This is a genomic window from Sphingobium sp. FG58 (assembly GCF_057809055.1).
Genome location: NZ_JBMDJF010000003.1, coordinates 259,352 through 284,474 on the forward strand (window position 1 = coordinate 259,352; position 25,123 = coordinate 284,474).

At 64.1% G+C, this 25,123-nt stretch carries 31 protein-coding genes; 10 read left to right on the plus strand and 21 right to left on the minus strand.

Going from position 1 to position 25,123, the window contains the following annotated elements:
- Positions 1 to 111 precede the first annotated feature (111 nt).
- Both rdgB and rph read right to left on the minus strand, forming a co-directional pair.
- Complete coding sequence (rdgB, locus tag ACODR8_RS05980; protein WP_489006380.1) at positions 112 to 741, minus strand: RdgB/HAM1 family non-canonical purine NTP pyrophosphatase; 630 nt, start codon at positions 739 to 741, stop codon at positions 112 to 114.
- Between the two features lie 129 nt (positions 742 to 870).
- The gene (rph, locus tag ACODR8_RS05985) at positions 871 to 1,587 is read right to left on the minus strand and encodes a ribonuclease PH (RefSeq protein WP_088183292.1); all 717 of its coding nucleotides are present in this window, start codon (positions 1,585 to 1,587) and stop codon (positions 871 to 873) included.
- Between the two features lie 105 nt (positions 1,588 to 1,692).
- On the opposite strand from rph, the gene ACODR8_RS05990 reads away from it, so the two are divergent.
- From ACODR8_RS05990 to ACODR8_RS06015, 6 genes are all read left to right on the plus strand, one after another.
- Positions 1,693 to 2,187, plus strand: a complete 495-nt coding sequence (locus tag ACODR8_RS05990; protein ID WP_489006381.1) for a DUF6438 domain-containing protein — start codon at positions 1,693 to 1,695, stop codon at positions 2,185 to 2,187.
- A 55-nt stretch (positions 2,188 to 2,242) separates the two neighbouring features.
- Complete coding sequence (gene hrcA, locus ACODR8_RS05995; RefSeq protein WP_489006382.1) at positions 2,243 to 3,289, plus strand: heat-inducible transcriptional repressor HrcA; 1,047 nt, start codon at positions 2,243 to 2,245, stop codon at positions 3,287 to 3,289.
- Positions 3,286 to 3,837 (plus strand): nucleotide exchange factor GrpE, encoded by a 552-nt coding sequence (gene grpE / locus ACODR8_RS06000; protein ID WP_294132824.1) that lies wholly within the window; start codon positions 3,286 to 3,288, stop codon positions 3,835 to 3,837. Before hrcA ends, grpE begins: the two co-directional genes overlap by 4 nt.
- Before the next feature lie 75 nt (positions 3,838 to 3,912).
- Complete coding sequence (locus ACODR8_RS06005) at positions 3,913 to 5,154, plus strand: threonine synthase (protein WP_489006383.1); 1,242 nt, start codon at positions 3,913 to 3,915, stop codon at positions 5,152 to 5,154.
- Positions 5,155 to 5,249: 95 nt separating this feature from the next.
- Complete coding sequence (locus tag ACODR8_RS06010) at positions 5,250 to 5,897, plus strand: PadR family transcriptional regulator (RefSeq protein ID WP_489006491.1); 648 nt, start codon at positions 5,250 to 5,252, stop codon at positions 5,895 to 5,897.
- A gap of 3 nt (positions 5,898 to 5,900) precedes the next feature.
- Complete coding sequence (locus tag ACODR8_RS06015) at positions 5,901 to 6,179, plus strand: DUF2218 domain-containing protein (protein ID WP_489006384.1); 279 nt, start codon at positions 5,901 to 5,903, stop codon at positions 6,177 to 6,179.
- Positions 6,180 to 6,351: 172 nt separating this feature from the next.
- On the opposite strand, the gene ACODR8_RS06020 is transcribed toward ACODR8_RS06015, so the two are convergent.
- Both ACODR8_RS06020 and ACODR8_RS06025 read right to left on the minus strand, forming a co-directional pair.
- Positions 6,352 to 7,482 carry a M14 family metallopeptidase gene (locus tag ACODR8_RS06020; protein WP_489006385.1) on the minus strand — a complete coding sequence of 377 codons (1,131 nt, stop codon included), beginning with the start codon at positions 7,480 to 7,482 and terminating at the stop codon, positions 6,352 to 6,354.
- Positions 7,479 to 8,078, minus strand: coding sequence for a hypothetical protein (locus ACODR8_RS06025; RefSeq protein WP_489006386.1), 600 nt, complete (start codon positions 8,076 to 8,078; stop codon positions 7,479 to 7,481). The genes ACODR8_RS06020 and ACODR8_RS06025 overlap by 4 nt, the downstream gene beginning before the upstream one ends.
- Positions 8,079 to 8,277: 199 nt before the next feature.
- On the opposite strand from ACODR8_RS06025, the gene ykgO reads away from it, so the two are divergent.
- Entirely contained in the window at positions 8,278 to 8,403 is a 126-nt protein-coding gene (gene ykgO, locus ACODR8_RS06030; protein ID WP_003046794.1) for a type B 50S ribosomal protein L36, read from the plus strand.
- A gap of 49 nt (positions 8,404 to 8,452) precedes the next feature.
- Here the strand turns inward: ykgO and ACODR8_RS06035 are convergent, their stop codons facing one another.
- The 3 genes from ACODR8_RS06035 to ACODR8_RS06045 are packed head-to-tail and all read right to left on the minus strand — an operon-like array spanning position 8,453 to position 10,567.
- Positions 8,453 to 8,617: a hypothetical protein gene (locus ACODR8_RS06035; protein ID WP_489006387.1), complete on the minus strand. Its 165-nt coding sequence runs from the start codon at positions 8,615 to 8,617 to the stop codon at positions 8,453 to 8,455.
- Between the two features lie 46 nt (positions 8,618 to 8,663).
- The gene (locus tag ACODR8_RS06040) at positions 8,664 to 10,193 is read right to left on the minus strand and encodes a M56 family metallopeptidase (RefSeq protein WP_489006388.1); all 1,530 of its coding nucleotides are present in this window, start codon (positions 10,191 to 10,193) and stop codon (positions 8,664 to 8,666) included.
- The gene (locus ACODR8_RS06045) at positions 10,190 to 10,567 is read right to left on the minus strand and encodes a BlaI/MecI/CopY family transcriptional regulator (protein WP_119744706.1); all 378 of its coding nucleotides are present in this window, start codon (positions 10,565 to 10,567) and stop codon (positions 10,190 to 10,192) included. The genes ACODR8_RS06040 and ACODR8_RS06045 overlap by 4 nt, the downstream gene beginning before the upstream one ends.
- A 213-nt stretch (positions 10,568 to 10,780) precedes the next feature.
- On the opposite strand from ACODR8_RS06045, the gene ACODR8_RS06050 reads away from it, so the two are divergent.
- On the plus strand, positions 10,781 to 11,131 hold the full coding sequence (locus ACODR8_RS06050; RefSeq protein WP_489006389.1) for a hypothetical protein: 351 nt from the start codon (positions 10,781 to 10,783) through the stop codon (positions 11,129 to 11,131).
- Here the strand turns inward: ACODR8_RS06050 and grxD are convergent.
- The 6 genes from grxD to ACODR8_RS06080 all read right to left on the minus strand — a co-directional run bounded on the left by grxD (position 11,107) and on the right by ACODR8_RS06080 (position 15,055).
- Entirely contained in the window at positions 11,107 to 11,439 is a 333-nt protein-coding gene (grxD, locus tag ACODR8_RS06055; RefSeq protein ID WP_217671615.1) for a Grx4 family monothiol glutaredoxin, read from the minus strand. The two genes, ACODR8_RS06050 and grxD, sit on opposite strands and share 25 nt — an antisense overlap.
- Before the next feature lie 59 nt (positions 11,440 to 11,498).
- Positions 11,499 to 11,732 (minus strand): BolA/IbaG family iron-sulfur metabolism protein, encoded by a 234-nt coding sequence (locus ACODR8_RS06060; protein ID WP_006965900.1) that lies wholly within the window; start codon positions 11,730 to 11,732, stop codon positions 11,499 to 11,501.
- Positions 11,733 to 11,743: 11 nt separating this feature from the next.
- Positions 11,744 to 12,067 carry a DUF1476 domain-containing protein gene (locus ACODR8_RS06065; protein ID WP_489006390.1) on the minus strand — a complete coding sequence of 108 codons (324 nt, stop codon included), beginning with the start codon at positions 12,065 to 12,067 and terminating at the stop codon, positions 11,744 to 11,746.
- A gap of 57 nt (positions 12,068 to 12,124) precedes the next feature.
- Positions 12,125 to 12,718 (minus strand): 3-isopropylmalate dehydratase small subunit, encoded by a 594-nt coding sequence (gene leuD / locus ACODR8_RS06070; protein ID WP_489006391.1) that lies wholly within the window; start codon positions 12,716 to 12,718, stop codon positions 12,125 to 12,127.
- Between the two features lie 112 nt (positions 12,719 to 12,830).
- A complete protein-coding gene (gene leuC, locus ACODR8_RS06075; protein ID WP_489006392.1) occupies positions 12,831 to 14,279 on the minus strand; it encodes a 3-isopropylmalate dehydratase large subunit in 1,449 nt (482 codons plus the stop codon).
- A gap of 89 nt (positions 14,280 to 14,368) precedes the next feature.
- On the minus strand, positions 14,369 to 15,055 hold the full coding sequence (locus tag ACODR8_RS06080; RefSeq protein ID WP_489006393.1) for a glutathione S-transferase family protein: 687 nt from the start codon (positions 15,053 to 15,055) through the stop codon (positions 14,369 to 14,371).
- 197 nt (positions 15,056 to 15,252) lie between these two features.
- On the opposite strand from ACODR8_RS06080, the gene ACODR8_RS06085 reads away from it, so the two are divergent.
- Positions 15,253 to 17,061 carry a DUF885 domain-containing protein gene (locus ACODR8_RS06085; protein ID WP_489006394.1) on the plus strand — a complete coding sequence of 603 codons (1,809 nt, stop codon included), beginning with the start codon at positions 15,253 to 15,255 and terminating at the stop codon, positions 17,059 to 17,061.
- A gap of 247 nt (positions 17,062 to 17,308) precedes the next feature.
- On the opposite strand, the gene ACODR8_RS06090 is transcribed toward ACODR8_RS06085, so the two are convergent.
- On the minus strand, positions 17,309 to 18,904 hold the full coding sequence (locus tag ACODR8_RS06090) for an isocitrate lyase (protein WP_489006395.1): 1,596 nt from the start codon (positions 18,902 to 18,904) through the stop codon (positions 17,309 to 17,311).
- A 141-nt stretch (positions 18,905 to 19,045) separates the two neighbouring features.
- On the opposite strand from ACODR8_RS06090, the gene ACODR8_RS06095 reads away from it, so the two are divergent.
- Entirely contained in the window at positions 19,046 to 20,434 is a 1,389-nt protein-coding gene (locus tag ACODR8_RS06095) for a helix-turn-helix domain-containing protein (protein ID WP_489006396.1), read from the plus strand.
- Here ACODR8_RS06095 and ACODR8_RS06100 read toward each other — a convergent pair.
- The 7 genes from ACODR8_RS06100 to ACODR8_RS06130 form a co-directional block, all read right to left on the minus strand.
- Positions 20,431 to 20,625: a hypothetical protein gene (locus ACODR8_RS06100; protein ID WP_294132873.1), complete on the minus strand. Its 195-nt coding sequence runs from the start codon at positions 20,623 to 20,625 to the stop codon at positions 20,431 to 20,433. The two genes, ACODR8_RS06095 and ACODR8_RS06100, sit on opposite strands and share 4 nt — an antisense overlap.
- Positions 20,626 to 20,763: 138 nt before the next feature.
- Positions 20,764 to 21,702, minus strand: a complete 939-nt coding sequence (locus ACODR8_RS06105; RefSeq protein WP_489006397.1) for a right-handed parallel beta-helix repeat-containing protein — start codon at positions 21,700 to 21,702, stop codon at positions 20,764 to 20,766.
- Positions 21,703 to 21,939: 237 nt separating this feature from the next.
- On the minus strand, positions 21,940 to 22,401 hold the full coding sequence (locus ACODR8_RS06110) for an SRPBCC domain-containing protein (RefSeq protein ID WP_489006398.1): 462 nt from the start codon (positions 22,399 to 22,401) through the stop codon (positions 21,940 to 21,942).
- A complete protein-coding gene (locus ACODR8_RS06115) occupies positions 22,398 to 22,889 on the minus strand; it encodes a VOC family protein (protein ID WP_489006399.1) in 492 nt (163 codons plus the stop codon). Before ACODR8_RS06115 ends, ACODR8_RS06110 begins: the two co-directional genes overlap by 4 nt.
- Positions 22,886 to 23,689, minus strand: coding sequence for a VOC family protein (locus ACODR8_RS06120; RefSeq protein WP_489006492.1), 804 nt, complete (start codon positions 23,687 to 23,689; stop codon positions 22,886 to 22,888). The genes ACODR8_RS06115 and ACODR8_RS06120 overlap by 4 nt, the downstream gene beginning before the upstream one ends.
- 22 nt (positions 23,690 to 23,711) lie before the next feature.
- Positions 23,712 to 24,074, minus strand: a complete 363-nt coding sequence (locus ACODR8_RS06125; protein WP_489006400.1) for a DUF1428 domain-containing protein — start codon at positions 24,072 to 24,074, stop codon at positions 23,712 to 23,714.
- Positions 24,075 to 24,183: 109 nt separating this feature from the next.
- A complete protein-coding gene (locus ACODR8_RS06130; protein ID WP_489006401.1) occupies positions 24,184 to 25,095 on the minus strand; it encodes a hypothetical protein in 912 nt (303 codons plus the stop codon).
- Positions 25,096 to 25,123 lie beyond the last annotated feature (28 nt).

Consider the following 25,123-nt stretch of genomic DNA (forward strand, 5'->3'; position numbering starts at 1 on the left):
GCGAAGCCGGTGGAGGGGGCTGGCCGCCTTACGCAACCGTGATGCCCAGACGAACGCCCCCTCCGTCGCGCTTCGCGCGCCACCTCCCCGTACCGGGGAGGAATGAGCAGTTCAAAATACCGCCGCCACCAGTTTCCTGAACGCATCAGCGCGGTGGCTCATGGCGTGTTTGGCGTCGGGGTCCATTTCGCCGAAGCTGATGTCGAACCCCAGCGGCTGGAACATCGCGTCATAGCCAAAGCCATTGGCCCCACGTGGCGGCCAGACGAGCGTGCCGTCGACCCGCCCCTCAAACGCTTCGACATGGCCGTCGGGCCAGGCGAGGGCGAGAGCGCAGATGAAATGGGCGTCATGGCCGGCGTCCGGGCCTTTGGCGGTGACCCCGTCCCAGACCTTTTGCATGGCGAGGGTGAAGTCCTTGTCCGGCCCGGCCCAGCGAGCCGAAAACAGCCCCGGATCGCCGCCCAGCGCCTCGACACACAGGCCACTATCGTCGGCCAGCGCGGGCAGGCCGGACAGGTCGGCGGCCTGCAATGCCTTCAGTTCCGCATTGGCGATGAAGGTGGTGCCGGTTTCCTCCGGTTCGGGCAGGTCGAGCGAGGCGGCGGAGATCGGCTCGATCCCATAGGGTCCGAGCAGCGCGGCGATTTCACGCACCTTGCCCGCATTATGACTGGCGATCACCAGCTTGCCGGGGGCGAGCTTGCGGATCGCCTGTTCCTGTCCGAATTGGTCGGTCATGATATCACCCTGGGCTATTTTTCCGTCATCCCAGCGAAAGCTGGGATCTCCCTTCTTCATTCGCTGTCGTGGCGTCAAAAGAAAAGGGAGATGCCAGCTTTCGCTGGCATGACGGAGGGATTAAAAGATTCAGCGCCCCGTCGCGGCATCCTGCGCGGCGAAGATTTTGGCGCAGCCGATGCGTGCCAGGCGCAGCAGGCGGAGCAGTTCTTCCTCGTCATAGGCCGCGCCTTCGGCGGTGGCCTGGACTTCGGCGAATTTGCCATCGCCGGTCAGGATCAGATTGGCGTCGGTTTCGGCATTGCTGTCCTCGGCATAATCGAGGTCGAGGACGGGCGTGCCTTCATAAATGCCGCAGCTGATGGCCGCGACCTTCTGGATGATCGGGTCTTCCTTGAGCGCGCCGGACGCGAGCAGCTTGTCGACGGCAATGCGCAGCGCGACCCAGGAGCCGGAGATCGCCGCGGTGCGGGTGCCGCCATCGGCCTGGATCACATCGCAATCGATCACGATCTGGCGCTCACCCAGCTTCTTCATGTCCACGACGGTGCGGAGCGAACGACCGATGAGGCGCTGGATTTCCTGGGTGCGGCCCGACTGCTTGCCCTTGGCCGCTTCGCGGCTGCCACGGGTGTGGGTGGCGCGGGGCAACATGCCATATTCGGCGGTGACCCAGCCCGACCCCTTGCCACGCAGGAAAGGCGGCACTTTTTCTTCCACCGACGCGGTGCAAAGCACGCGGGTGTCGCCGAAACTGATCAGGCAGCTTCCTTCGGCATGGATGGTGAAGCCTGGCTCCATGGTGATGTCGCGCATCTGGTCGGGCGCGCGGCCGGAAGGACGCATGTTCTTTTCTCCAAAACGGTCAGGGGACGGCGCTTAGCGCCCGGCGGCGTTTCTTGCCAGTGCCAAGCGCGCAATTAGGCGATAAGAAGGGCCATGATGATCAGAATGATGATAGCCGCCACCGCGACGCTGCTGGCGGGATGCGCCACCGCCGACACTGAGCTGGACATACCGCGCGCGGCAGGCGACACGATCCGCTTTACCGCCGGGCGCTGCTTTGGCGCCTGCCCGGCCTATAGCGTGCGGGTGACACCGGACGGATCGGGCCTGCTGGAGCCGGAGAAATTCACCGCCGTGCCGGGGCCGACGCGCTTTACCGTGACCCCGGCGCAATACCGGCAGCTGCGCGCGGCGCTGGCCCCGTACAAGCCGCCGGTCGGCACGGAAAAGCGGATCGCCCATGGCGAGAATTGCACCCGTTTTGCGACCGATATGCCCGGATACCGCATCGAATGGACGCGGGGCGAGGCCAAACCGACGCGGCTCGATTATCAGTCGGGCTGTATGGACGCGCGCTATGGGAAGCTGCGCACGACGATCGGCGGCATCCCCAAATTGCTGGGGATCGAACCGATGCTGAAAGCCAAGCCTGCCCAATAGGCCGGTCGGACACGCAGACGTTGAGCATAAGCGCAATCCATCCTACATCGTGCCGATGACGCCAACGACACCCATGACCGAATTGAACGAGCGCGCCCGCGACGTCTTTCGCCTGGTGGTGGAAAGCTATCTGGGTACGGGCCTGCCGGTTGCGTCGCGAACCTTAAGCAAAATATCCTCGCTTAGCCTGTCGCCTGCCTCGATCCGTAATGTCATGCAGGATCTGGAGGAGCTGGGCCTGCTGGCCGCGCCGCATACGTCGGCGGGGCGGATGCCGACCGAAACCGGGCTGCGGCTGTTCGTCGACGGGATGATGCAGGCGGCGCTGCCATCGGCGGAGGAGCGGCGCGCGATCGAGGCGGGGCTGGCCGAGGCCGGGCCGATCGAGGAAGCACTGTCCGCCGCCACCGCTGCGCTGTCGGGCCTGTCGGCCTGCGCGGGGATCGTGATGGTGCCAAGGCGCGAGCCGGTGTTGCGCCAGTTCGGTTTCGTGCCATTGAATGACCGGCAGGCGCTCGCCGTGCTGGTCGGGCAGGATGGGTCGGTCGAAAATCGCGTGCTGGACCTGCCGCCCGGCGTGTCTCCCTCCATGCTGAACGAAGCAGCCAATTTCATGTCGGCGCGCTTTGCGGGCATGACGTTGCGGCAGGCGGGCGATCATCTGGCGCAGGAGATGGAGAGCGAACGTAGCGCGCTGGATGGCGCGGCGCGGGAGCTGGTGGAGCGCGGCATCGCCATCTGGTCGCATGATGCCGACGACAGGCCGGTGCTGATCGTGCGCGGCCAGGCCCATCTGATCGACGATGGCACGGCAGCGGACCTGGAGCGGGTGCGGCAATTGCTGGAGCAGCTGGAGGGCAAGCAGGAAATATCCCGCCTGCTGGAAAGCGCATTGGCGGGCAGCGCGACCAAAATCTTCATCGGTTCGGAAAACAAGCTCTTTTCCCTGTCGGGTTCTTCGGTCATAGCCGCCCCCTATCGTGGCGCGGACGGCCGGGTGGTCGGCGTGGTCGGCGTGATCGGCCCCACGCGCTTGAACTATGCACGGGTGATCCCCATGGTGGATTTCACCGCACAAACGCTGTCGAGATTGATGAGATGAGCGAAGAAAATCTGAACGTCGAAAATACCGAAGTCGTGGATCAATTGCCGGAGGATGCGCCCGTGGCCGATGCCAGTGCAGAGCGCATCGCCGCGCTGGAAGCGGAACTGGCGACCGCCAAGCAGGACATTCTCTATGCCCATGCCGATACGCAAAATGTGCGCCGCCGGCTGGAAAAGGAGCTGGCCGATACCCGCGCCTATGCCGCGACCAATTTTGCCCGCGACATATTGTCGGTGGCCGACAATCTGAGCCGCGCGCTGGCCACCATCCCCGCCGACCTGCGCGAGGATGAGAAGTTCAAGGGTCTGGTCGTCGGGCTGGAAGCCACTGGCCGCGAGTTGGAGGCGGTGTTTGGTCGCAACGGCATCAGCAAGATCGAGTCGGTCGGCCAGCCGCTCGACCCCAACAAGCATCAGGCGATGATGGAAGTCCCCTCCGCCGATGCCGCGCCCGGCACGATCCTGATCGAGATGCAGGCGGGCTATATGATCAAGGACCGGCTGCTGCGCCCGGCCATGGTCAGCGTGGCGAAAGCGCCGGAATAAGACATATCCACCCCTCCCGTTCGCGGGAGGGGTTTTCAAGAGTGGGCCGGGGGGCACTGACCAAAGGATACCCCGTTGCGCCACGACCTGAACCTGACCACCAATCGCCCCACCTTCGTCACCCATCTGGAATGTTCGCTGACCGGCGAGCGTTATGCGGCGGACCACTTGCATGGGCTGTCGGCGGCGGGGAAGCCGTTGCTGGTGCGTTATGATCTGGAGAGGGTGCGGGCTACGCTGACCAAGGACGCATTGGCGCAGCGGCCCATGGATCTGTGGCGCTGGCGCGAATTGCTGCCGGTTCGGCACACCGCCAACATCATCAGCCTGGGCGAAAATGCCACGCCCCTGATCCCGCTGCCGCGAACCGCTGCGCGGATGGGTGGCGCCCGTCTGATCGCGAAGGACGAGGGCCGCCTGCCCACCGCATCCTTCAAGGCGCGCGGGCTGGTGATGGCGGTGTCGATGGCCAAGGAACTGGGCGTGACCCAGATCGCCATGCCCACCAACGGCAATGCGGGCGCGGCGCTGGCCGCCTATGCCGCCGTCGCCGGGATGGAGGCGATCATCTTCTGCCCCGACGACACGCCCGAAATCAACGTGCGCGAGATCGCGGCGCAGGGTGCGCGGGTCTATCGCGTCAACGGGCTGATCGACGATTGCGGCGCGATCGTCGGGCAAGGGGCGAAGGAACGCGGTTGGTTCGATTTCTCGACGCTGAAGGAGCCCTATCGGATCGAGGGCAAGAAAACGATGGGGCTGGAACTCGCCGAGCAGCTGGGCTGGGAATTGCCCGACGCGATTTTCTACCCCACCGGCGGCGGCACCGGCCTGATCGGCATGTGGAAGGCGTTTGATGAGCTGGAACAAATCGGCTTCATCGGATCGAAGCGCCCCAAAATGTTCGCGGTGCAGGCCGAGAGCTGCGCACCGATGGTCCGAGCATTCGATCAGGGCGTGGAATTCGCCGAACGCTGGGAGGATGCCCACACCATCGCCATGGGCATCCGCGTGCCGCGCGCGGTGGGCGACTTCCTGATCCTGCGCGCGGTGCGGGAAAGCGGCGGCGCGGCGCTGGCCGTGTCCGATGCCGCAATCAGCGCGGCGGTGCGCGATGTGGCGCGCGACGATGGCCTGCTGCTCTGCCCGGAAGGCGGGGCGACCCTGGCCGCCTATAGCCGGGCGCTGGACGAAGGGCTGATCGGACGCGATGACCGTGCGCTGCTGTTCAATTGCGCCAGCGGTCTGAAATATCCGCTAGAGGATCATTCGCGGGTTCTCGACCGGCACGCAACGATCGATTTCGCCGCGCTCTGACGCTCTTAAGATACAAAAGATATATCGTATATCTTGACGATCTTGATTTTTACGATATATCTCATAGCATCATGAAACATACTGAAAGACAAATGATGCATTTCTCTCACATGCAAGGCGGCCATGGCGGCCGTCACCATGGGCATGGCCTGCGCGGTCATGGCCGCTTTGCCGGCCCTGACGGTTTTGGCCGCGGCGGCTTCGGGCGTGGCGGCGATCCGTTCGGCGATGGGCCGATGGGCGGCGGTGGCCGGGGCGGTCATGGCGGGCGCGGTGGCGGGCGGCGGCGGCTGTTCGACAATGATGCGCTCAAGCTGATCCTGCTCAAGCTGATCGCCGACACGCCGCGCCATGGCTATGACCTGATCCGTGAGATTGAAAGCCTGTCGGGCGAGGTCTATGCGCCCAGCCCCGGCGTGGTCTATCCCACGCTCACCCTGCTGGCCGATATGGGCCTGATCGCCGAGCAACCGGGACAGGGCAGCCGCAAGCTGTTTGCGATCACCGACGAAGGCACGGGCTATCTGGCCGAGCATCAGGCAGGACTGGCGCTGGTGATGGAGCGGATCGCGTCGCTGGCGCAAAAGGCCGAGCGCACCGATAGCGCGCCCCTACGCCGCGCCATGCACAATCTGCGCATGGCGATCCAAGGGCGGCTTGAAAAGGAAGGGGCCGATGCCCAGACCATGTTCGACGTCGCGTCCCTGATCGACGAGGCCGCTACCAAGATCGAAAGGCTCTAAGTGATGACGCTGACCGCCCATGTACCCACGCCCAACGCCAGCCGCTATCTCCAGCAGCTATGCAAACATTGGAGCCACAAATTCGAGACGGAGTTTGACGCAGCTGCGGGCGTGATTCACTTCCCGATGGGGCCGATCCGCATGGCCGCGCAAGAGGAGGCGCTGGTGGTGACGATCGAGCCGACCCCGGACGCCGATGTCGAGCGCTTCAAGCAGGTGGTCGCGGAGCATCTCGACCGCTTTGCGTTTCGGGAAGCGCCGCTGGCATTTGATTGGAAATAGGCTGTCTGCCTATTTTTAAAATCGCCGTTCGTGCTGAGTAGGGACTGAGCTTGTCGAAGGCCCATATCGAAGCATCAAGCACAGCGCCTGATCCTTCGATACGCCATTTCGACTTCGCTCAATGGCTACTCAGGACGAACGAAGTTTGGGTGATAACGCATCAAGCGTGGGGTCAAATATCCCCGATCATCTCCGCCAGCACGGCCAGGCAATCCTTGCCCAGTTGGGCGGAGCGGGCGGGGGACCAGCCGAAATCGGCGTCGGGCAGGTCGTCATTATCCTTGAACGGCATTTCCAGCGTCATCGCCACCGCGCCGAAGCGCTCGGCGACCTGATTGGTGGACATGGACAGGTTCGCCCGCCCTTCCCCCGCCACCGGATAGCCAAGCCGCGTCTGGAAATCGGGCGTGCGCGCCGCCAGCGTGTCGCGATAGCGGTGGTAGAGGGTCAGTTGGTGTTCGGTGATGGACGGGATGCCTTCGAAACCGGCGATGAACACGGCGGGGATGGCTTCGTCGCCATGCACGTCGATGGCCAGATCGACGCCGGTTTCGTCCATCGCGGCGCGGACCAGAAAGACCTCCGGGCTGCGCTCCATGGACGGTTCATGCCATTCGCGATTGAGGTTCACCCCGACCGCATTGGTGCGCAAATGGCCCCGGCGGCTGCCGTCAGGGTTCATGTTCGGTACCAGATGGATCGTCGCCTGCTGCCGTAGCAGGCGCGCGACCGAATCCTCTTCGTCACACAGCCGTTCCAGCGCGCCTTCCATCCACCATTGCGCCATGGTTTCGCCCGGATGCTGGCGGGCGTAGAGCCACACCTGTTTCGGCCCCTCGCCTACGCTCAGCAGGTCGATCGGCTGGCCGTCCAGCGTCAGCCCCAGTTCGCGGTGGGTGACGCCCGGCTGGCAGGCGGCAAAGGCGATCAGGTCGTGGTGGCGCTCCATCGAATAGGGCGCGAAATAGGCGACCCAGAGCGCATTGCTGTCCGGCTCCAGCCGGATCGTCAGCGTGCCATTGGCATAGCTGGTATCGGCCTGGCTCCAGGTCTCGCGATCCTCGCTAATCCGCGCCTTATAATTGGCCCAGCCGTCAGGATAGGCCGACCCGCCGCAATTGACGATCGCCAGTTCCACCGCACGTCCAGCGGCGTTGGCCAAGCGGAAATGGAACCATTGATAGAAATCGCTCTGATGGTCGGTCACGATTTCCAGTTCGGCGCGGACGGCCTCTGGCGTGTCGGTGATGGAAAGGACGCGGATATTGCCGCTGTCGAATGCGCTGGTGATGGAGATGGTCATTGGACGGTTATAGTGCGCCCGGATTCGCCGGGATAGCCCCCGATCAGCGCAGCGCTCAGCTTTTGTGCGGCAAGGCCCGGTTGCGCGGCGGGCGTGCCTTCGCGGGCCTGCGTCAGGGCGCGGCCTTCCCAGATCATCGTCGAATCGGCGCGGCGGCGCAGTTGCACCTGCAATTCGGTGGTGACGATATCCTTGGGCTTGCCGGACAGGTTGATGCCGATGCCCACGCCCAGCCCGGAATAGCCGCCGCTGCCGATGCCCCCGCCCACGCCGACGCTGACCGGCTTGTCGCTGCTGCGGTCGATACCGGCAGGGCGGAAGCTGCGGCGGAAGGCGACGCTCGCGACATAGTCGCTGGTTGCGCCTGCGGTAACAGGGGTGAAACCGACACGCTGCCATTCCTGCGCCACGGCGGCGGCATAGGTGCGGAATTCCAGGCTGATATCGGGATTGCCGCGCATTTCCTCCACCGCGATCGTGCCGCTGCGCGCGGGATCACCGATATGGAAGCGGGTGACCTCCACCGGGGGAATCGCCGTTGCGCACGCGCTCAAGGACAGGGCAAGGCTGGCGGCAAGGATCAGGCGCTTCGACATGGCATCTACTCCAACGGGACATATTCCGCTAAACGGCACGGACGGTATAATTCCTTCAACGCTCCAAGCCATCAACTTGCTGCACGGGGGATGAACGGAGGCAAAAGTCGCGCCGCCGGACTTGACTTCGGGCCGTCCCGCCCATAGGGGCAGCGCTTCGATTTTCCGCTAAAGCCAGATTCTAAGAAGGCAGACTTCCATGAAGATCCGCAACTCGCTCAAGTCGCTCAAGGACCGTCATCGCGATAACCGCGTGATCCGCCGTCGCGGCCGCACCTATGTGATCAACAAGACCAACCGCCGCTTCAAGGCCCGCCAGGGCTAAGCCATGCGGTGAGGCCCGCCGCCGTCCTTTGCGACGGTCGGCAAGCCTTTTACGATATTGGGACCGTCGAGTCCTGTCCGAGCGCCTGATCGATGCCGATCAGGCGCTCGACGCATTTGTGCGGCATCGGGTGATTCGGGCTGCGAGTGAAGGCGATCGCACCGATGGCCTGATCTTCACGGCACGTAAAAAAGCCATCCATAGGCAGACCCATGGATGGCTTTCGCCTTCGCAATCCGGTTGAGCCGGCCGAGCGCGGGTCAGTCCCCCTGCCCGTCCATCTTGGCAATTTCATCGTCCAGATCGCGCAGCACGTCGGCGCGGATGCGGTCGGTCATATGGGCGGCGCGGGCGACCTGGGCGCGGGCTGCCATCAGCCCGGCGCGGGCGGCGCGATGGGCCTGCGCCTCGATCTGCGCCTCGCAGATGCGGACGCGGATGGTGCGGCGACCATCGCTGTCCACGCTTTCGCGCTTGCTGACGGTCTGGTCGCCTTCACAGCCGTTACGGACATCGACACGCGGCACCATGCGGCGGATTTCGGCCTCAGTCGGGATGTGGTGGCGCTCGACCCGGCCATCGGCATGAGTGATGGTGATCGCGTTCTTCTCTTCGCGCACAGTGACAGGCGGCACCGGGGGCATGGGCGGCACTGGCGCGACCGGCGCGATCATGTCGGCGGCAGGGACGATCGGGGCGGTAGGCGCGGGCAGCGGGGCGGCGGCCATTTCGGTGTCGATCCTGGCCGCTGTCGGGACGGCGGGCGTTTCCGGCCATTCATCGACGGTCTGCGGTACGGTGGCGGCGGCGGGTTGGGCCACCAGATTGGAAAGCCGTGCAAAGTCTGCGGTTTCGACCGTGTCGCTGATCGCCGCCATCTGCTGCGCGGCGCGGCTGCCCGATGCGGTGAGGGCCAGGCCCGTGGCGGTAACAATGGCGACGGCGGCCATGCCCCAGCTGATCCGGTGGAGCGAAATTTCGTGGCGCGAAAGCATGATGAGCCTCCCCTTCAAGGTGGTGATTCGGGTCAGATGACAGGCGGCGGCAAACTGGCGGCCACCGGCGGCTTTCAGGATGGCGCGGCCATAGATATGGGCCTGATCCTGGCCATAGAGCGCCAGCACGCGCGCGTCGCAGGCGGTTTCCTGATCGGCGCGATAGGCACGGTAGGCGATCCAGGCGATGGGGTTGCACCAGTGGATGGCGAGCAGCGCGAGCGCGACCATGTTCGCCGCCAGATCGCCATGGCTATGGTGGGCGCGTTCGTGCGCGATCGCCATTTCCTGTTCCAGCGCATCATAGCGCAGGGCGAAATCGGCGGGCAGGACGATGAAGGGCTGAAACACGCCAAAGGCTAGCGGGCCGCTGGCGTGCGGGCTGGTGATCAGGCGGATGCGGCCTTCCTCGCCAAGCGGCGTCGCGCCGGTCAGCATGTGCCGCCGGAACCGCGCATAGCCGACCGCCTGGATGATCAGGAAAGCCAGCATCCCGGCAAACCAGAGGCCGATGCCGACCTCCAGCCAGGGAAAGGCGGTGTCGGTCGCCACCTGTGCCATCGGCGCGACGGTCAGAAGGTCGGGCAGGCCCGCCTGATCGACCGCGACATGCAAGGGTGAAGGGCTGGCGACATCGCCGGGCAGTGCAGGCAGCAGCATCCGGGCAAAAGGCACCGCCCAAAGGCAATAGGCTGCCCCTGCCCCCAGCCAGCGCGCCACGGGTCGGCGCAGCAGCATGACCAGCGCCATCAGCAGCGTCGTGGCAATCAGCGTTTCGACCATCCAGACGCTCATGATTTCAGCCCTTTCAGGATTGCCTCAAGTTCGGCAATGTCATCCTCGGTCAACTGGTCCTGGCTGGCCAGTTGCGCGACCAGCGGCGACACCCGCCCACCAAACAACCGATTGACCAGCCGCCCCGATTCGCTGGCGACATAATCCTCCCGCGCGACCAGTGGGCGGTAGAGAAAACGACGGCCATCCTGATCGGCGGCGATCACATCCTTGGCCATCAGCCGCGACAGCAATGTCTTGACCGTCTGCGCGCTCCAGTCGCGGGCGTCGGTGACGCGATCGGCCACATCATTGGCGGTTAGCGGCGACTGCTCCCACAACGCCTCCATCACCACCAGTTCGGCTTCGCTGATCTTTTCACCCGTCTGCGCCACGCGTCTCTTGCCTCTTGTTGAACTACAGGTGTAATCGCATTGATTACGATTGTAGTCAATAGGGGTGGAAGCGGGCTGATAGACAATGTTCACAGTCCAATATCCTTGCTTTGCAGGAATCCTTGAGAAATTGCCTGTACACAGATTTTGACGTCATCCCCGCGCAGGCGGGGATCCATCTCCGAACCTAAAAACAAGATGATAAGGTGGGAGATGGATTCCCGCCTGCGCGGGAATGACGGAGTTTTTGATGCAGCCGCGTGCAAGGTGCATCGGCTTGAACACCAGACCGTCGGAATTTTTGACAGATGCCGCCGCGTCGCGCGCGCCATTAACCCTTGTAACAGCGGATTTGCGCGCCCTGCTGTTTCTGGCACGGCGGTTGCACCTGTTATTGCCGTAACCCGCCGTGTAACTACCCTGGGGGTGCTGACCGATCTCCGTCGGCACCCCCAACCCGGTGGTTCTCCCAAATCCAGCAATAAAAAAGGCGGCCCGATGATCGGACCGCCCTTTATCACGTCATATCTGAACGTAGATCAGTTCGCCGCGGCGACGCCCTGATCGGTCATCAGCTGGTGCAGTTCGCCCGCTTCATACATTTCCATCATGATGTCGCTGCCGCCGACAAATTCGCCCTTCACATAGAGTTGCGGGATGGTCGGCCAGTCGGAAAAGGCCTTGATCCCCTGACGGACGGCCTGGTCCTGCAACACGTCGACCGTGTCATAGGCGACGCCCAGATGCTCCAATATCGCTATGGCGCGGCTGGAAAAGCCGCACTGGGGGAAGAGCGGCGTGCCCTTCATGAACAGCACCACGTCGTTGGCGCTCACGATGTCGGCAATCCGCTGATGCACGGCGTCGGTCATGATCGAAAGTCCATTCCTGTCTGGCGCCCGATCGACCGGGCGCGAATCTGTGATGCGCGTTAGTTGGGAACCGCAGTGGTCAGTTGCAAGGCGTGCAGCACGCCGCCCATCCGCCCGCCGAGCGCGGCATAGACGGCGCGTTGCTGCGCCACCCGGCTCATGCCGCGGAAACTTTCCGCTACCACCCGCGCGGCATAATGGTCGCCGTCGCCCGCCAGATCGGTAATTTCGACATCAGCGTCGGGGATCGCGGCGCGAATCATGTCGGCAATGTCGTCGGCGGCCATCGGCATCGCAGGCGGCCTTACTGCGCTTCGATGAACATGCGGCGAGCGATCACCGCCTGTTCTTCGAGCGCGGCGCGCACGCCCGGCTCGTCGATTTCGATCCCGGCGGAGGTCATGTCGCCCACCAGCTTGCGGATGACATCCTCGTCACCGGCTTCCTCGAAATCAGCCTGCACCACCGCCTTGGCATAGGAATCGGTTTCTTCCGGGGTCAGCCCCATCTTCACCGCGGCCCATTCGCCCAGCAGGCGGTTGCGGCGCGCCTGGATGCGGAACTGCATTTCCTGGTCATGGGCGAACATATTTTCAAAGGCCCGTTCGCGATCGTCGAAAGTCGTCATGCCAAATGCCCTGTCCAAAGCCCGATAGTGCGATAAGAGATAGGAAGAAGCGCGCGTTTACGCAACGGCGGGGATCATCCAGGGGCGATCCTGCGCCACTTTTGCTTCATAGACGCCGATGCCGTCGGCATCGCCCAGCGTCAGGCCGATCTCGTCCAGACCGCCCAGCAGGCAATGTTTGCGGAACGGGTCGATTTCAAAGCTAAAACGATCCTGAAACTGGGTCGTGACGGTCTGCTGCTCCAGATCGACATGGATGTCGTCCGTCTGCGCGACTTCCATCAGCCGGTCGATCGCCTCCTGCGGCAACACGGCAGTCAAAATGCCATTCTTGAACGCATTGCTGGAGAAGATGTCGGAAAAGCTCGGCGCGATCACGACCCGGATGCCCAGATCGCCCAGCGCCCAGGCGGCATGTTCGCGGCTGGAGCCGCAGCCGAAATTGTCGCCCGCGATCAGGATCGGGCTGCCCGCATAGGCCGGATCGTCAAAGACGTTGCCCGGCTCCTTGCGCAGCACTTCAAACGCGCCCCTGCCCATGCCGTTGCGCGAAATCGTCTTGAGCCAGTGCGACGGGATGATGATGTCGGTGTCGACATTCTTCATCCCGAACGGATAGGCCTTGCCCTCGACCGTGGTCAGCTTGTCCATCAGCGCGCCTGCTTTGCTTCCGTGGCGGAAATGTCCTCGGCCCGGCCCAGCGTTGCGGCCATGGCCGCGCTGGCCAGTGCGCCCAGCGTCAGCAGCCAGAAAATCTTTTTCACTATGCCATCCCCTCTTCTTTTTTCAACAGTTCGCGCACGTCGGTCAGCCGGCCGGTGATCGCCGCTGCCGCCGCCATCGCGGGCGACACCAGATGAGTGCGCGCGCCCGGTCCCTGACGGCCCATGAAATTGCGGTTGCTGGTCGATGCGCAGCGTTCGCCCGCAGGCACCTTGTCCGGGTTCATGCCAAGGCAGGCCGAACAGCCCGGTTCGCGCCATTCAAAGCCCGCGTCGGTGAAGATGCGGTCCAGCCCTTCGGCTTCGGCCTGCCGCTTGACGAGGCCAGAGCCGGGAACGACCATGGCGTGCTTGATGCCGCTGGCGATGTGCCGCCCATTGAGCAGCGCGGCAGCGGCGCGCAGATCCTCGATCCGGCTGTTGGTGCAACTGCCGATGAAAATATGTTCGATCGCCACGTCGGCCAGCTTCTGCCCCGCGGTCAGCCCCATATAGTCGAGCGACTTTTGCGCCGCCGCCCGCTTGGACGCATCCTCGAAACTCGCCGGGTCCGGCACCACGCCGGTCACCGCGACGACATCTTCGGGGCTGGTCCCCCAGGTGACGGTCGGCACGATGTCGGCGGCGTCGATTACCACCGTCTTGTCGAACTGCGCGCCTTCGTCGGTCACCAGCGTGCGCCACCAGGCGACGGCTGCGTCCCAGTCGGCACCCTTGGGCGCCATCGGGCGGCCCTTCAGATAGGCGAAGGTCGTCTCGTCAGGGGCGAACAGGCCCGACCGCGCGCCAGCCTCGATCGACATGTTGGCGACGGTCAGCCGCCCCTCGATCGACATATCGCGGAACACGGAGCCGCGATATTCCATGACATAGCCGGTGCCGCCCGCCGTGCCGATATGCCCGCAAATCGCCAGCGCGACATCCTTGGGCGTCACGCCGAAACCCAGCTTGCCTTCGACCACGACTTCCATCGTTTTGGATTGCTTGAGCAGCAGGGTCTGGGTCGCCAACACATGCTCGACTTCGGACGTACCGATGCCGAAGGCCAGTGCGCCTAGCGCGCCATGCGAACTGGTATGGCTGTCGCCGCACACCAAAGTCGTGCCCGGCAGGGTGAAGCCCTGTTCGGGTCCGACGACATGGACGATGCCCTGCTCCACATCGGCGTCGCCGATCAGGCGCACGCCAAATTCCGGCGCGTTGCGTTCCAGCGCGGCCAATTGCTGCGCGCTTTCCGGGTCGGCGATCGGGATGCGATGGCCGTCGGCGTCGCGGCGCGGCGTCGTGGGCAGATTATGATCCGGCACTGCCAGCGTCAGGTCCGGCCGACGCACTTTGCGTCCCGCAAGACGAAGCCCCTCAAACGCCTGTGGCGACGTCACTTCATGGACGAGGTGACGATCAATATAGATCAGGCAGGTGCCATCCGGGCGGCGCTCGACGACATGCGCGTCCCAGATCTTCTCATAGAGGGTGCGGAGCTTAACCATAGTGGTTTCCCCCTAGACCCGGAATGGCCCAGGGAAAAGGGGGAAGCGGGCAGAAAACTGCTCTTTTGTCCATATGGCGGGCAACAATGTTACACCGCCCGATAATCCGCGATGATCCGCCCTGCCGCGCCGATTTCGGCCTCATGGCTGTCCTCGCGCCACGTCTCGGCCAGGGCGGCTGCTTCCCATGCCTGCATCGCGGCGTGCGCCAGCATATGGTCGACCCATGCCTGCCCCGCCGGGCCGACATCCAGACCATAGGTCCGCACCCGGAACGCGACCGGCGCGTAGAAGGCATCGACGGCGGTGAAAGCCGATCCGGCAAGGAACGGCCCGCCAAAGCAAGTCAGCCCTTCGGCCCAAAGCTCGGCGAGGCGCCCAATGTCTCTGTTCAGCGCGGGCGAGTGCAGATGCGGCTCGACCCGCACCCCGACATTCATGGTGCAATCGTTGCGCAGTGTGGAAAAGCCGCTGTGCATTTCCGCCGCCGCGCATTGCGCCCAGGCGCGCGCGGCTTCGTCGGTCGGCCAGACGGCGGGATGACGATCGCCCAGATAGAGGGTGATCCCCAGCGAATCCCACACGGTCCGTTCCCCGTCTATCAGGGCAGGCACCTGTCCCGTCGGCGAAAAGCTGCGGAAGGCGGCATAGTTGGTAGCCTGCGTGAAGGGTTCGATCCGGTCGATGAACGGGATGCCCAACGCGGTCATCAGCACCCAGGGGCGCAGCGACCAGCTGCTATAATTGCGGTTCGCGGTGATGAGGGTGTAGGTCATGGGCGCTTCTCCCCGATTTAGGCTGATCGCGCCTTATCGCATGGGCAAATGACGGTATAGCCGCAACCAGCGACGCGAAACATAAGGCTGGCTTATCGGCGCAAGGCCTAGCCAAGTCTTTGGAAGGGCGGCACAAGGGGGCATCATGGGCGTTGTCCCCCTCAGCGCCTTTTCCCTGACAGACGGAGTCCCCTGTCGTGAACCGACGTCAATTTCTCGCCACCAGCGGCGCGACCGCGCTGACCGCTGCTGCCACCCCTGCCTTTGCCCAGCCCGCCGCTGCCGATGCCCGGCTGCGCGCCATGCTCGACGGCTTTTTCTACGAACGACTGGCGGATTCGCCCGAACAGGCCACCCGGCTTGGCCTCGACACGGGCGAGCGCGCGGCGTTGCGCGGCAAGCTCAGCGACACGTCCGCCGCCGGGGTCGCGCGCGATCTGGCGCGCAGCAAGGCGCAGGCAAAGCAACTGGCGAGCATCGACCGCAAGACGCTGAGCGATGCATCGAAGCTCGACTATGACGTGGTCAGCTATCAGCTTGATCGGTCGATCGGCGGCGAACGCTTTGGCTATGGCGAAACGGCGGGCCGTTATGCGCCCTATGTGCTGAGCCAGCTGACCGGCAGCTATCGCGAGACGCCCGATTTCCTCGATTCGCAGCATCGGGTGAAGGATGCGGTTGACGCCGACGCCTATCTCGCCCGGCTCGAAGCCTTCCCTGCATCGATGGACGGCGAACTGGCGCGGCAGAAGGCGGACGCGGCCAAGGGCGTGTTTGCGCCCGACTATATTCTCGACACGACGCTCAAGATGCAGGCGTCGCTGCGCGACCAGCCGGCCGCACAGACTGTGCTTGTCGCGTCGTTCGCCAGGAAGCTCGCTGCCGCTGGCCTGCCGCCCGAACGCGCGGCGCAGGCCGAAAAGATCGTCACGGACACGATCTTCCCTGCGCTCGATCGCCAACGCGCGCTGGTGCAGGCATTGCGTACCAAAGCCAGCCATGATGCGGGCGTGTGGCGTCTGCCGGACGGCGAAGCTTTTTACGCGGCTGCTGCCGAAGCGGCGACCACCACCGCGCTGACCGGCGATGAAATCCATCAGATCGGGCTGGATCAGGTGGCGGAGATCAGCGCTCGGATCGACACGATCCTGAAGGGCGAAGGGATGAGCCAGGGGAGCGTCGGCGACCGCCTCGTCGCCCTCAACCAGCGCCCGGACCAGCTTTTCCCGAACACGGATCCGGGTCGCGAGGCGTTGCTCGCGCAACTCAACGTCCAGATCGTCGCGATGCAGAAGCGGCTGGGCGAAGCGTTCAACACGGTCCCGAAGGCCCCGGTCGAGGTCCGCCGCGTTCCCGTCACCATCCAGGCGGGCGCTCCGGGCGGCTATTATCAGAACGCCTCGCTCGATGGATCACGTCCGGCCATCTATTATATCAACCTGCGCGATACGTTCGACCGGCCCAAATTTGGCCTTGCAACACTGACCCATCATGAGGCGGTGCCGGGCCATCATCTACAAGTGTCGGTCGCGCTGGAATCGGATGCCATTCCGATGATTCGGCGGCGCGGCGGCTATAGTGGTTATTCGGAGGGCTGGGCGCTCTATTCCGAGCAGCTGGCCGACGAAATGGGCATGTTCGACGGCGATCCGCTGGGGCAGGTCGGCTATCTCCAGTCGCTGCTGTTCCGCGCGACGCGGCTGGTCGTGGACTCCGGCATGCACGTCAAACGCTGGAGCCGGGAGAAGGCGACCGACTATCTGATCGCCACCACCGGCATCGCGCGCGGGCGCAGCCAGGGCGAGATCGACCGTTATACCGTCTGGCCGGGACAGGCGTGCAGCTACAAGATCGGCCATACCGTCTGGAACGATTTGCGCGCCGAGGTGAAGAAGAAGCAGGGCGCGGCGTTCGACATCAAGGCGTTTCATGACGTGCTGACTTTGGGGGCGATGCCGCTCGACATATTGAAGCAGACGGTGCGGCAGCGGGCGGGGATTGTGTAAAGCACAGCCGTCACCCCGGCGAACGCCGGGGTCCAGAGTGATCAGGTGCAGCGCGAACCTCCCTGGATTCCGGCTTTCGCCGGAATGACGGGTGATGGAGGCACACTGCTTCAATCCAAAACAAAAAACGACCCGGCGGTGCGCCGCCGGGTCGTCAAGTCCTTCCACCCAAATCGCGGGACATCTGCACGTCCCGCGAACTGGCTCTTGAGCAGCGTCAGGCTGCAAACTGGTTCCCCCGCAGCCTTTAGGCTGCAAACTGATTCATTGTATTATGCGCGCCGCCAGCCTTGAGGGCGGCTTCACCGGCGAAATAATCCTTGTGATCGTCGCCAATGTCGCTGCCGCTCATATTCTGATGCTTCACGCAGGCGATGCCCTGGCGGATTTCCTTGCGCTGGACGCCCTCGACATAACCCAGCATCCCTTCCTCGCCGAAATAGGTCTTGGCGAGATTATCGGTGCTGAGCGCCGCCGTGTGATAGGTCGGCAGGGTGATGAGGTGGTGGAAAATCCCCGCCCGCGCCGCCGCGTCCTTCTGGAAGGTGCGGATCTTGTCGTCGGCTTCCCGGCCCAGATCGGTATCGTCATAATCGACGCTCATCAGGCGCGCGCGGTCATAGGCGCTGACATCCTTGCCTGCCTCGACCCAGGCATCATAAACCTGCTGGCGGAAATTCAGCGTCCAGTTGAAGCTGGGCGAATTGTTGTACACCAGCTTGGCATTGGGGATGACTTCGCGGATGCGGTCGACCATCGAGGCGATCTGCTCGATATGCGGCTTTTCCGTTTCGATCCACAGCAGGTCTGCGCCATTTTGCAGCGAGGTGATGCAGTCGAGAACGCAGCGGTCCGCGCCAGTGCCTTCGCGGAACTGGAACAGGTTGCTGGGCAGGCGCTTGGGGCGAAGCAGCTTGCCATCGCGGTTCAAAATGACATCGCCGTTGCGCGCGGTCGCCGGGTCGATCTCCTCGCAATCAAGGAAGCTGTTATACTGGTCGCCGATATCGCCCGGTTCCTTGCTGACCGCGATCTGCTTGGTCAGGCCAGCGCCCAGCGAGTCGGTGCGGGTGACGATGATGCCGTCGTCAACGCCCAGTTCGAGGAAGGCGTAGCGGCAGGCACGGACCTTCGCGAGGAAATCCTCATGCGGCACGGTGACCTTGCCGTCCTGATGGCCGCACTGCTTTTCGTCGCTGACCTGATTTTCGATCTGGAGCGCGCAGGCGCCCGCCTCGATCATCTTCCTGGCGAGCAGATAGGTCGCCTCGGCATTGCCGAAGCCTGCGTCGATGTCCGCGATGATCGGGACGACGTGGGTTTCATAATTGTCGATCGCGTGGGTCAAGCGCTGCGCCTCGACCGCGTTGCCGCTCTCGCGGGCCTTGTCGAGATCGCGGAACAGCAGGCCCAGTTCACGGGCGTCCGCCTGCTTGAGGAAGGTGTACAGCTCCTCGATCAGCGCGGGAACGCTGGTCTTTTCGTGCATCGACTGGTCGGGCAGCGGGCCGAAGTCGGAGCGCAGCGCGGCGACCATCCAGCCGGACAGGTACAGATATTTCTGCTTGGTCGTGCCGAAATGCTTTTTGATCGCGATCATCTTCTGCTGACCGATGAAGCCGTGCCAGCACCCCAGCGACTGGGTGTAATTGGCCGGGTCGAGATCATAGGCGGCCATGTCGCGGCGCATGATGCCAGCGGTGTATTTGGCGATGTCGAGACCGGTGTTGAAGCGGTTTTGCAGCTTCATGCGGGCGACGGATTCGGCATTGATGCCGTCCCAAGTGCCGGGATGGCTGCCGATGAGTTGCTGCGCCTTCGCGATATTGTCCTGATAGGTCATGGCCGGTCCTTGCGTGGGAAGTGAGCTGTTGCGGCCCGCCTACCCCCTCCTGTTGCAGTGCGGCAGTCCTCCTGAAGTTCAGTTGTCGATCTTTACAAATTTATGCTGTAAAGTTGTAAAGTCTGCACAGGAGTCGGCCCGATGCGCAAAGATAGTCCGGTTTATATGGGCCCACGGTTGCGGCGGTTGCGCCGTGACCTGGGCCTGACACAGGCCGACATGGCCGCCGATCTCGACATTTCCGCTTCCTATGTCGCACTGCTGGAGCGCAACCAGCGGCCGCTGACCGCCGACATGCTGCTGCGGCTGGCGCGCACCTACAAGCTGGACATGGCGGAGGTGGCGGGCGACGGGGGCACCGAACAGACCGCGCGGCTGCATGGCGTTCTGAAAGACCCGATGTTTGCCGATCTGGACCTGCCCTCCCTCGCCACCGGCGACGTTGCGGTCAATTATCCGGGGATTACCGAAGCGCTGCTGCGGCTCTATACCAGTTACCGGGAGGAGCATCTGGCGCTGGCTGATCAGGGCGTGACGCCCGACGATGCGCCCGATCCGGTCGCGGAATCGCGACGCTTCCTTGCCGCCCGCCGTAACAGCTTTCCGCTGCTGGACGATGCCGCGGAGAAGCTGGCGGCGGAGGCCGATGCCGAGGGCGGGCTGACCGGCTGGCTGCGGGCCAGGCACAATCTGCGTGTCCGCCGCCTGCCGTCCGACGTCATGGCCGGGTCGCTGCGCCGCTATGACCGGCATCGCGATGCGGTGCTGCTCGACGACACGCTCGATACGGCCAGTTCGCAATTTCAGCTGGCGCTCCAGATCGCCTATCTGGAAATGCGCAAGAATTTCGACGCGATCCTGAAGGACGGCCAGTTTGCAGGCGAAAGCGGTCGCCGCCTCGCCCGGCGGGCGCTGGCGAGCTATGGGGCGGCGGCGATATTGATGCCCTATACCGCTTTCGCCAAGGCAGTGGAGGCGCGGCGCTATGATGTCGAGGCGCTGGCGCGGCAGTTTGGCACCAGTTTCGAGCAGACCGCCCATCGGCTGACAACATTGCAGAAGCCGGGACAGGAGCGGGTGCCGTTCTTCTTCCTGCGCGTCGATCCGGCGGGCAATGCGTCCAAGCGGCTCGACGGGGCGGGATTTCCCTTTGCCCGCCATGGCGGCTCCTGCCCGCTCTGGTCGGTGCATCGGGTGTTCGAGACACCGCGGGAAGTCGTCACCCAATGGCTGGAACTGCCCGACGGCCAGCGATTCTTCTCGATCGCCCGCACTGTTACCGCAGGCGGTGGCGGTTGGGGCGCGCCCAGGGTGGAGCGGGCGATTGCGCTCTGCTGTGCCGCCGACCATGCCCACCGGCTAATCTACACCCAGGGCCAGCCAACGCCGGAGCCGACTCCCATCGGCGTCACCTGCCGCCTCTGCCACCGGCCCCAGTGCCTGGCCCGATCCGCGCCGCCGATCGGGCGGGACATGCTGCCCGACGATTTTCGCCGGACGCGCGCGCCGTTTGGTTTCGCGGACGGTTAGGTGTCGATCAGGTCGAGATAGGCCACGACGTCATTGTCGGTCGCCAGATAGAGGCCGTCCTGCATTTCCTGCGTCTGCTGATCGGCCACGCGCAGCGCCTCGCTCAGGGGACCGTACATCAGGGTCGTCGCGCCGCCATCGTCGCCCAGATGATAGAGGCGGACGGTGGCGCTGTCATAGGTGGTTCGCATGATGGCTGTATCCGATGCCCCAATCCTCAACACAACCCTATATCCCGTTCACCCTGAGCTTGTCGAAGGGTCGTCCTCCTGCGCAAGAAGGACAAGGCTTCGACAGGCTCAGCCCGAACGGAGGTTGGGAACGTCTCTTTACCGCCGGTCCTTCACCTTCATGCTTGGCGCGAGGTCGTTCGCGCCGATCCGTACCGCGTCGTCGGTGAAGTTGGCGACGAAGGTGGAATTGCGCTCCACCCCCGGCACGAAGCCAGCTCTGTTGCCTTCGATCACAAGGCCTGCGCTCGAATGTTCGCGACCTTCGGGGGCGATGGTGATGAAGGCAGACCAGTTATCCTTGTCCTTGCCCTGCACCATTTCATTGCCGCTGATGATGCCGCTCGCGCCGTTGGACAGGTCGATCATGTAATTGGTGAGCTTGCCGCCGCTGTCATCGAAGCTGTTGCCGGTGATGGTGACGCGCGCGGTGCGGCTTTTGAGATAATGGCCACCATCGCCCAAGTCAAAGCGGCTGTTGGTGACGGTGAGCGCCGCCAGCCGCCCGATATAGATGCCATGGGCGCAATCAAGATCGCGGTCGCACCGGCCGAGATGGCGGAAGGTCGATTTGTCGATGCTGACCTGCCCGCCGTCATAGTCGCCGGTCAATATGCCTTCCTCGCTGTTGCGGAACAGGCTGTTGCGGACGGTCAGAGTGCCGCTTTCCAGGCGGATGCCCGCGCCATTGCCGTCGGGGACGCGGATATTCTGAAAGATGATGCCGTCCACTACGCTCGCCCGCCCGCGCAGCACGAACGCGCCCTTGCCCTCGCACGGGACGCCGTCGAAGATGACGGTGCCGGGGGTCGCGGCGCGAATGGTGACGTCGCCGCCCTGCTGCACGGCGCATTGATGATAGGTGCCGGGGGCGACCACCACCGTTCCGCGTCCGTCGCCGATCGCGCCCAGCGCATCGGCCAGCGAGCCAAAGGCGCGACCCGATTCGGCAAGGGTGAAGGGTGCGGGATTGCCCTGTGCCAGCGCGGTCGAGGCGATGGCGATGGAGACGAGGAGGCTGGTGGACAGGATACGCATGGCGGCAAGGATAGGCGCGCGCGGCGTAGCGACCAAGGCGGGAACGGGGTTAACGCCGCCCTGCCCCGCTATGGGACAGTGTGGTGGGCAAGGGTTGATGGGAGGCATGCGGGTGTAGCGGGATCGGGGATGCACGCCACATCAGCGTCCAACCCCCTCATCCAACTTCGCCTAGGCGGCACGCCGCCAAGGCTTCCTATCCTTCTCCCCCAAGGGAGAAGGGAAAGTTGCTTCTGACTACCCCGCAGCAACCTCGCACAGCGCCTTGAATTGCGCCATCATCTGGTCCCAGCCGGGGTGGAAGCCCATCTCCAGATGCCGGGCCTTGGCCTCTGCGTCCCAATGGCGGGCGGTGGCGGTGAAGCGGGTGGCGTCGCCCTCTTCGACGAAGGTCCAGATAGCGGTCATGAAGGGAGTTTGCGGAACCCAGCCAGCGGCATAGGCGTCGGTGGTGACGATCCTCTCGCCCGGCACGACCTCCAGAAAAACGCCCTCCATCGGGCCTGTTTCCTCGCCATCGGGGCCGAACATCTGCACCGCGCTGCGGCCGCCGGGGCGGAGGTCTTCCTCGATCACTTCCGCGCGCCAGGGTTTGGGGCAGAACCATTCGTTCTTGCGATCGGTCCACACGCGCCAGCATGTCGCGCGCGGGGCGGCGATCGTGCAGGTGACGGACAGGTCATGTGCGCCCTCGCTCATGCCGTTTCGCCGTCGAAAGCCGCCTGCATGGCGGCGGTGTCGAGTTTCTGCATCGTCATCATCACCTTGATCATGCGGTCGATCCCGGACTGGTCGCCGCTATGGTAATTGTCGAGTATCCCCTGCGTAACCAGTTGCCAGGACAGGCCATATTTATCCTTGAGCCAGCCGCACGGCCCCGGCGATCCGCCATCTGCGGTCAGCGCGTCATAGTAACGATCCAGTTCCGCCTGATCCTTGCACGCCACCGATAGCGAGACCGCTTCGGTAAAGGGGAATTGCGGGCCGCCGTTCAGCCCCTGATAGAGCTGCCCGAACAGCGTAAACTCGACCAGCAGGACGCTGCCCCCCGCCGCTGGCGAGGGGGAGAGATTTTCCTGCGGATAGTAACTGATATGATCGACCGACCCGCCAAAGACGGAGACGTAGAAATGCGCCGCCTCCTCCGCTTGCCCGTCGAACCACAGGCATGGGGCGATGATGCTCATGCAGCCTCTCCTGCCACGGCGCGGGTGCCGACCAGCGCGAACATCGCGCCCTGCGGATCAAGCAGCTGGACGATCCAGCTGCCGCCGGGTACTTCCGACGGGCCGTGGAGGATCGTGCCGCCGCCTGCGATCACCCGCGCCGCTGCCGCATCGATGTCCCCAACGACGAAGTAGAAGAGCCAGAGCGGCGCGGCCATTTCCTTGGGGACCGGCATGATACCGCCCGACATGCTGGGAAAATCGCCGCCGCCGGTCTGCGACACGAGCTGGTAGATGCCCATTGCGCCCATATCCATGGCGTCGCCCGTGGTCCAGCCGAACTGACCGGTGTAGAAGGCCATGTCGGCCTCGAAATTGCCGCTGTAGAGTTCATGCCAGCCGACATGGCCCATCGCCATGGGCGGCGGGGCTTCCATGCCGTCGGGACTGGAGCCTTTGAGCAGCATGAAAGTGGCGCCGCCCGGATCGCCCATCACGGCGAAGCGGCCGACGCCGTCTATATCCTCCGCCGGGCGCTGGATGCTGCCACCGGCCGCGACCAGCCGCGCGGCGTCCGCATCGACATCGGCCGACGCGATATAGCCGCCCCACCAAGGGGTCATGCCGCATTCCTTCGCTTCGTCCGGGATCGCCATCACCCCGCCCAGCGGCCCGGCGCTGCCGACGACCAGCGTATAACCGCCATCCTCGCCGAACGGCATCGTGTCCCAGCCCACGACATCGGTGTAGAAGGCGAGCGCGCCCTGGGGGTCGCTGGTCATCAGCTCGACCCAGAAAAATTGCCCGTTGCGGTCAGTCATCATCGCTCTCCCGTCGGGTAGCTCAGGCCTTTTGGTCGACCAGCACGGTGAAGCCGCCATAGACGAGGCGGGCGCCGCTGAACGGCATGTCCTGCCCCTCCTCCGGCTTCATTCGCTCGTCGGCCATCATCTTGGCAGAGCCTGCGTCGCGGGTTTCCTTGTCGGGCCATTCGATCCAGGAAAAGACGACCTCTTCCTGCTCTTCGGCGATCACGGCGGTGCGGAAGTCGTTGACCTTGCCTGGTTTGATATCGTCGCCCCAACATTCGACCACGCGGGTCGCGCCATATTCGATGAAGATCGGGGCCATTTTCGCCGCGATATCGATATAGGCCTGCTTGTTGCCCTTGGGCACCGGGATCACGAAACCGTCCATATAGGCCATCGTCTCTCTCCTCCTTGGCTCCGCCATGCGTTGGCATGACGGGCAGAGCCGCCAAGCGACTCGCCAGCGATGATGCCGCCGCGCCCGCCAATGCGCAACGGCGCGTGGCTTATTCGGTATTGGTCGGCAGTGGCTGGACCATCAGCTTTGGTCCCGGCGCGGCGGGCAGGGTCGGCGCGACGGCGGGCGGACGGGCAGCCTGTGATGGGGCCGCCGCATCGGGCGGCGGCGGCAGGTTCTGCTGGATCGCGCTGGTCACGCTGGGCGCAAAGCCCGATCGCGGTGCTTCGCCGGGCGGGACGGGCGGGGGTGGCAGCGGCGTGGGAGCCGCCCATACCGTCACAGTACCGCCGAAGCGCGACTGCCATTCGGCCAGCCGCCGCAGATAATCGGCATAGGCGGCGTAGAAATCCTGAAACGGCTTTTCCAGATCCGCCAGCGCGGTCGGGGCATAGTCCAGCAGGGCGCTGGACGGCATCGTCAGCAGTTTTGCCCCGACGGCTTCGGCAACGGGGCAGAAGCTTTTGGTGACGGGCGGCAGCGAAAAGAAATTATAGACTGTTGTGTTCAGCCTCTCGCGCGCGCCGAAGCCGGCGGTGCCATAGGCGACCTTATAGTTGCGATCGACCGCTTCATTGGCCTGCGTCAGCACAGGGCCGTGGACATGGAGCAGACGGTTATATTGCAGCCGCGCCAGATCGGCGGTGCTGCGGCAGGACAAGGCCGCAACGTTCAGCGCCATGCGGACATGCCATAAAGCGGTGTTCGACGTGACCTTCCGATTGGGGGTCAGATATTTGCCATCCGCTATTTCCGGGATGCTCATATCTTCGACCGCGCCCATGGGCGGGCGCGGCCTGACCGTTTCGACCAGCGGCGGCGGCGGGGTTGGCTCCGGCTTCTTTACCGGGGTCGAACAGGCCGCCAGCACGGCCAGCGACACAAGCGAAAAACGGCCATAAAAACGGCGCAGGACGATCATCAATTTCTCCGATGGGCTGCGCACCGTCATGCCGGGCATTCTGGTCGGAGGAAATATGCCTGATTAA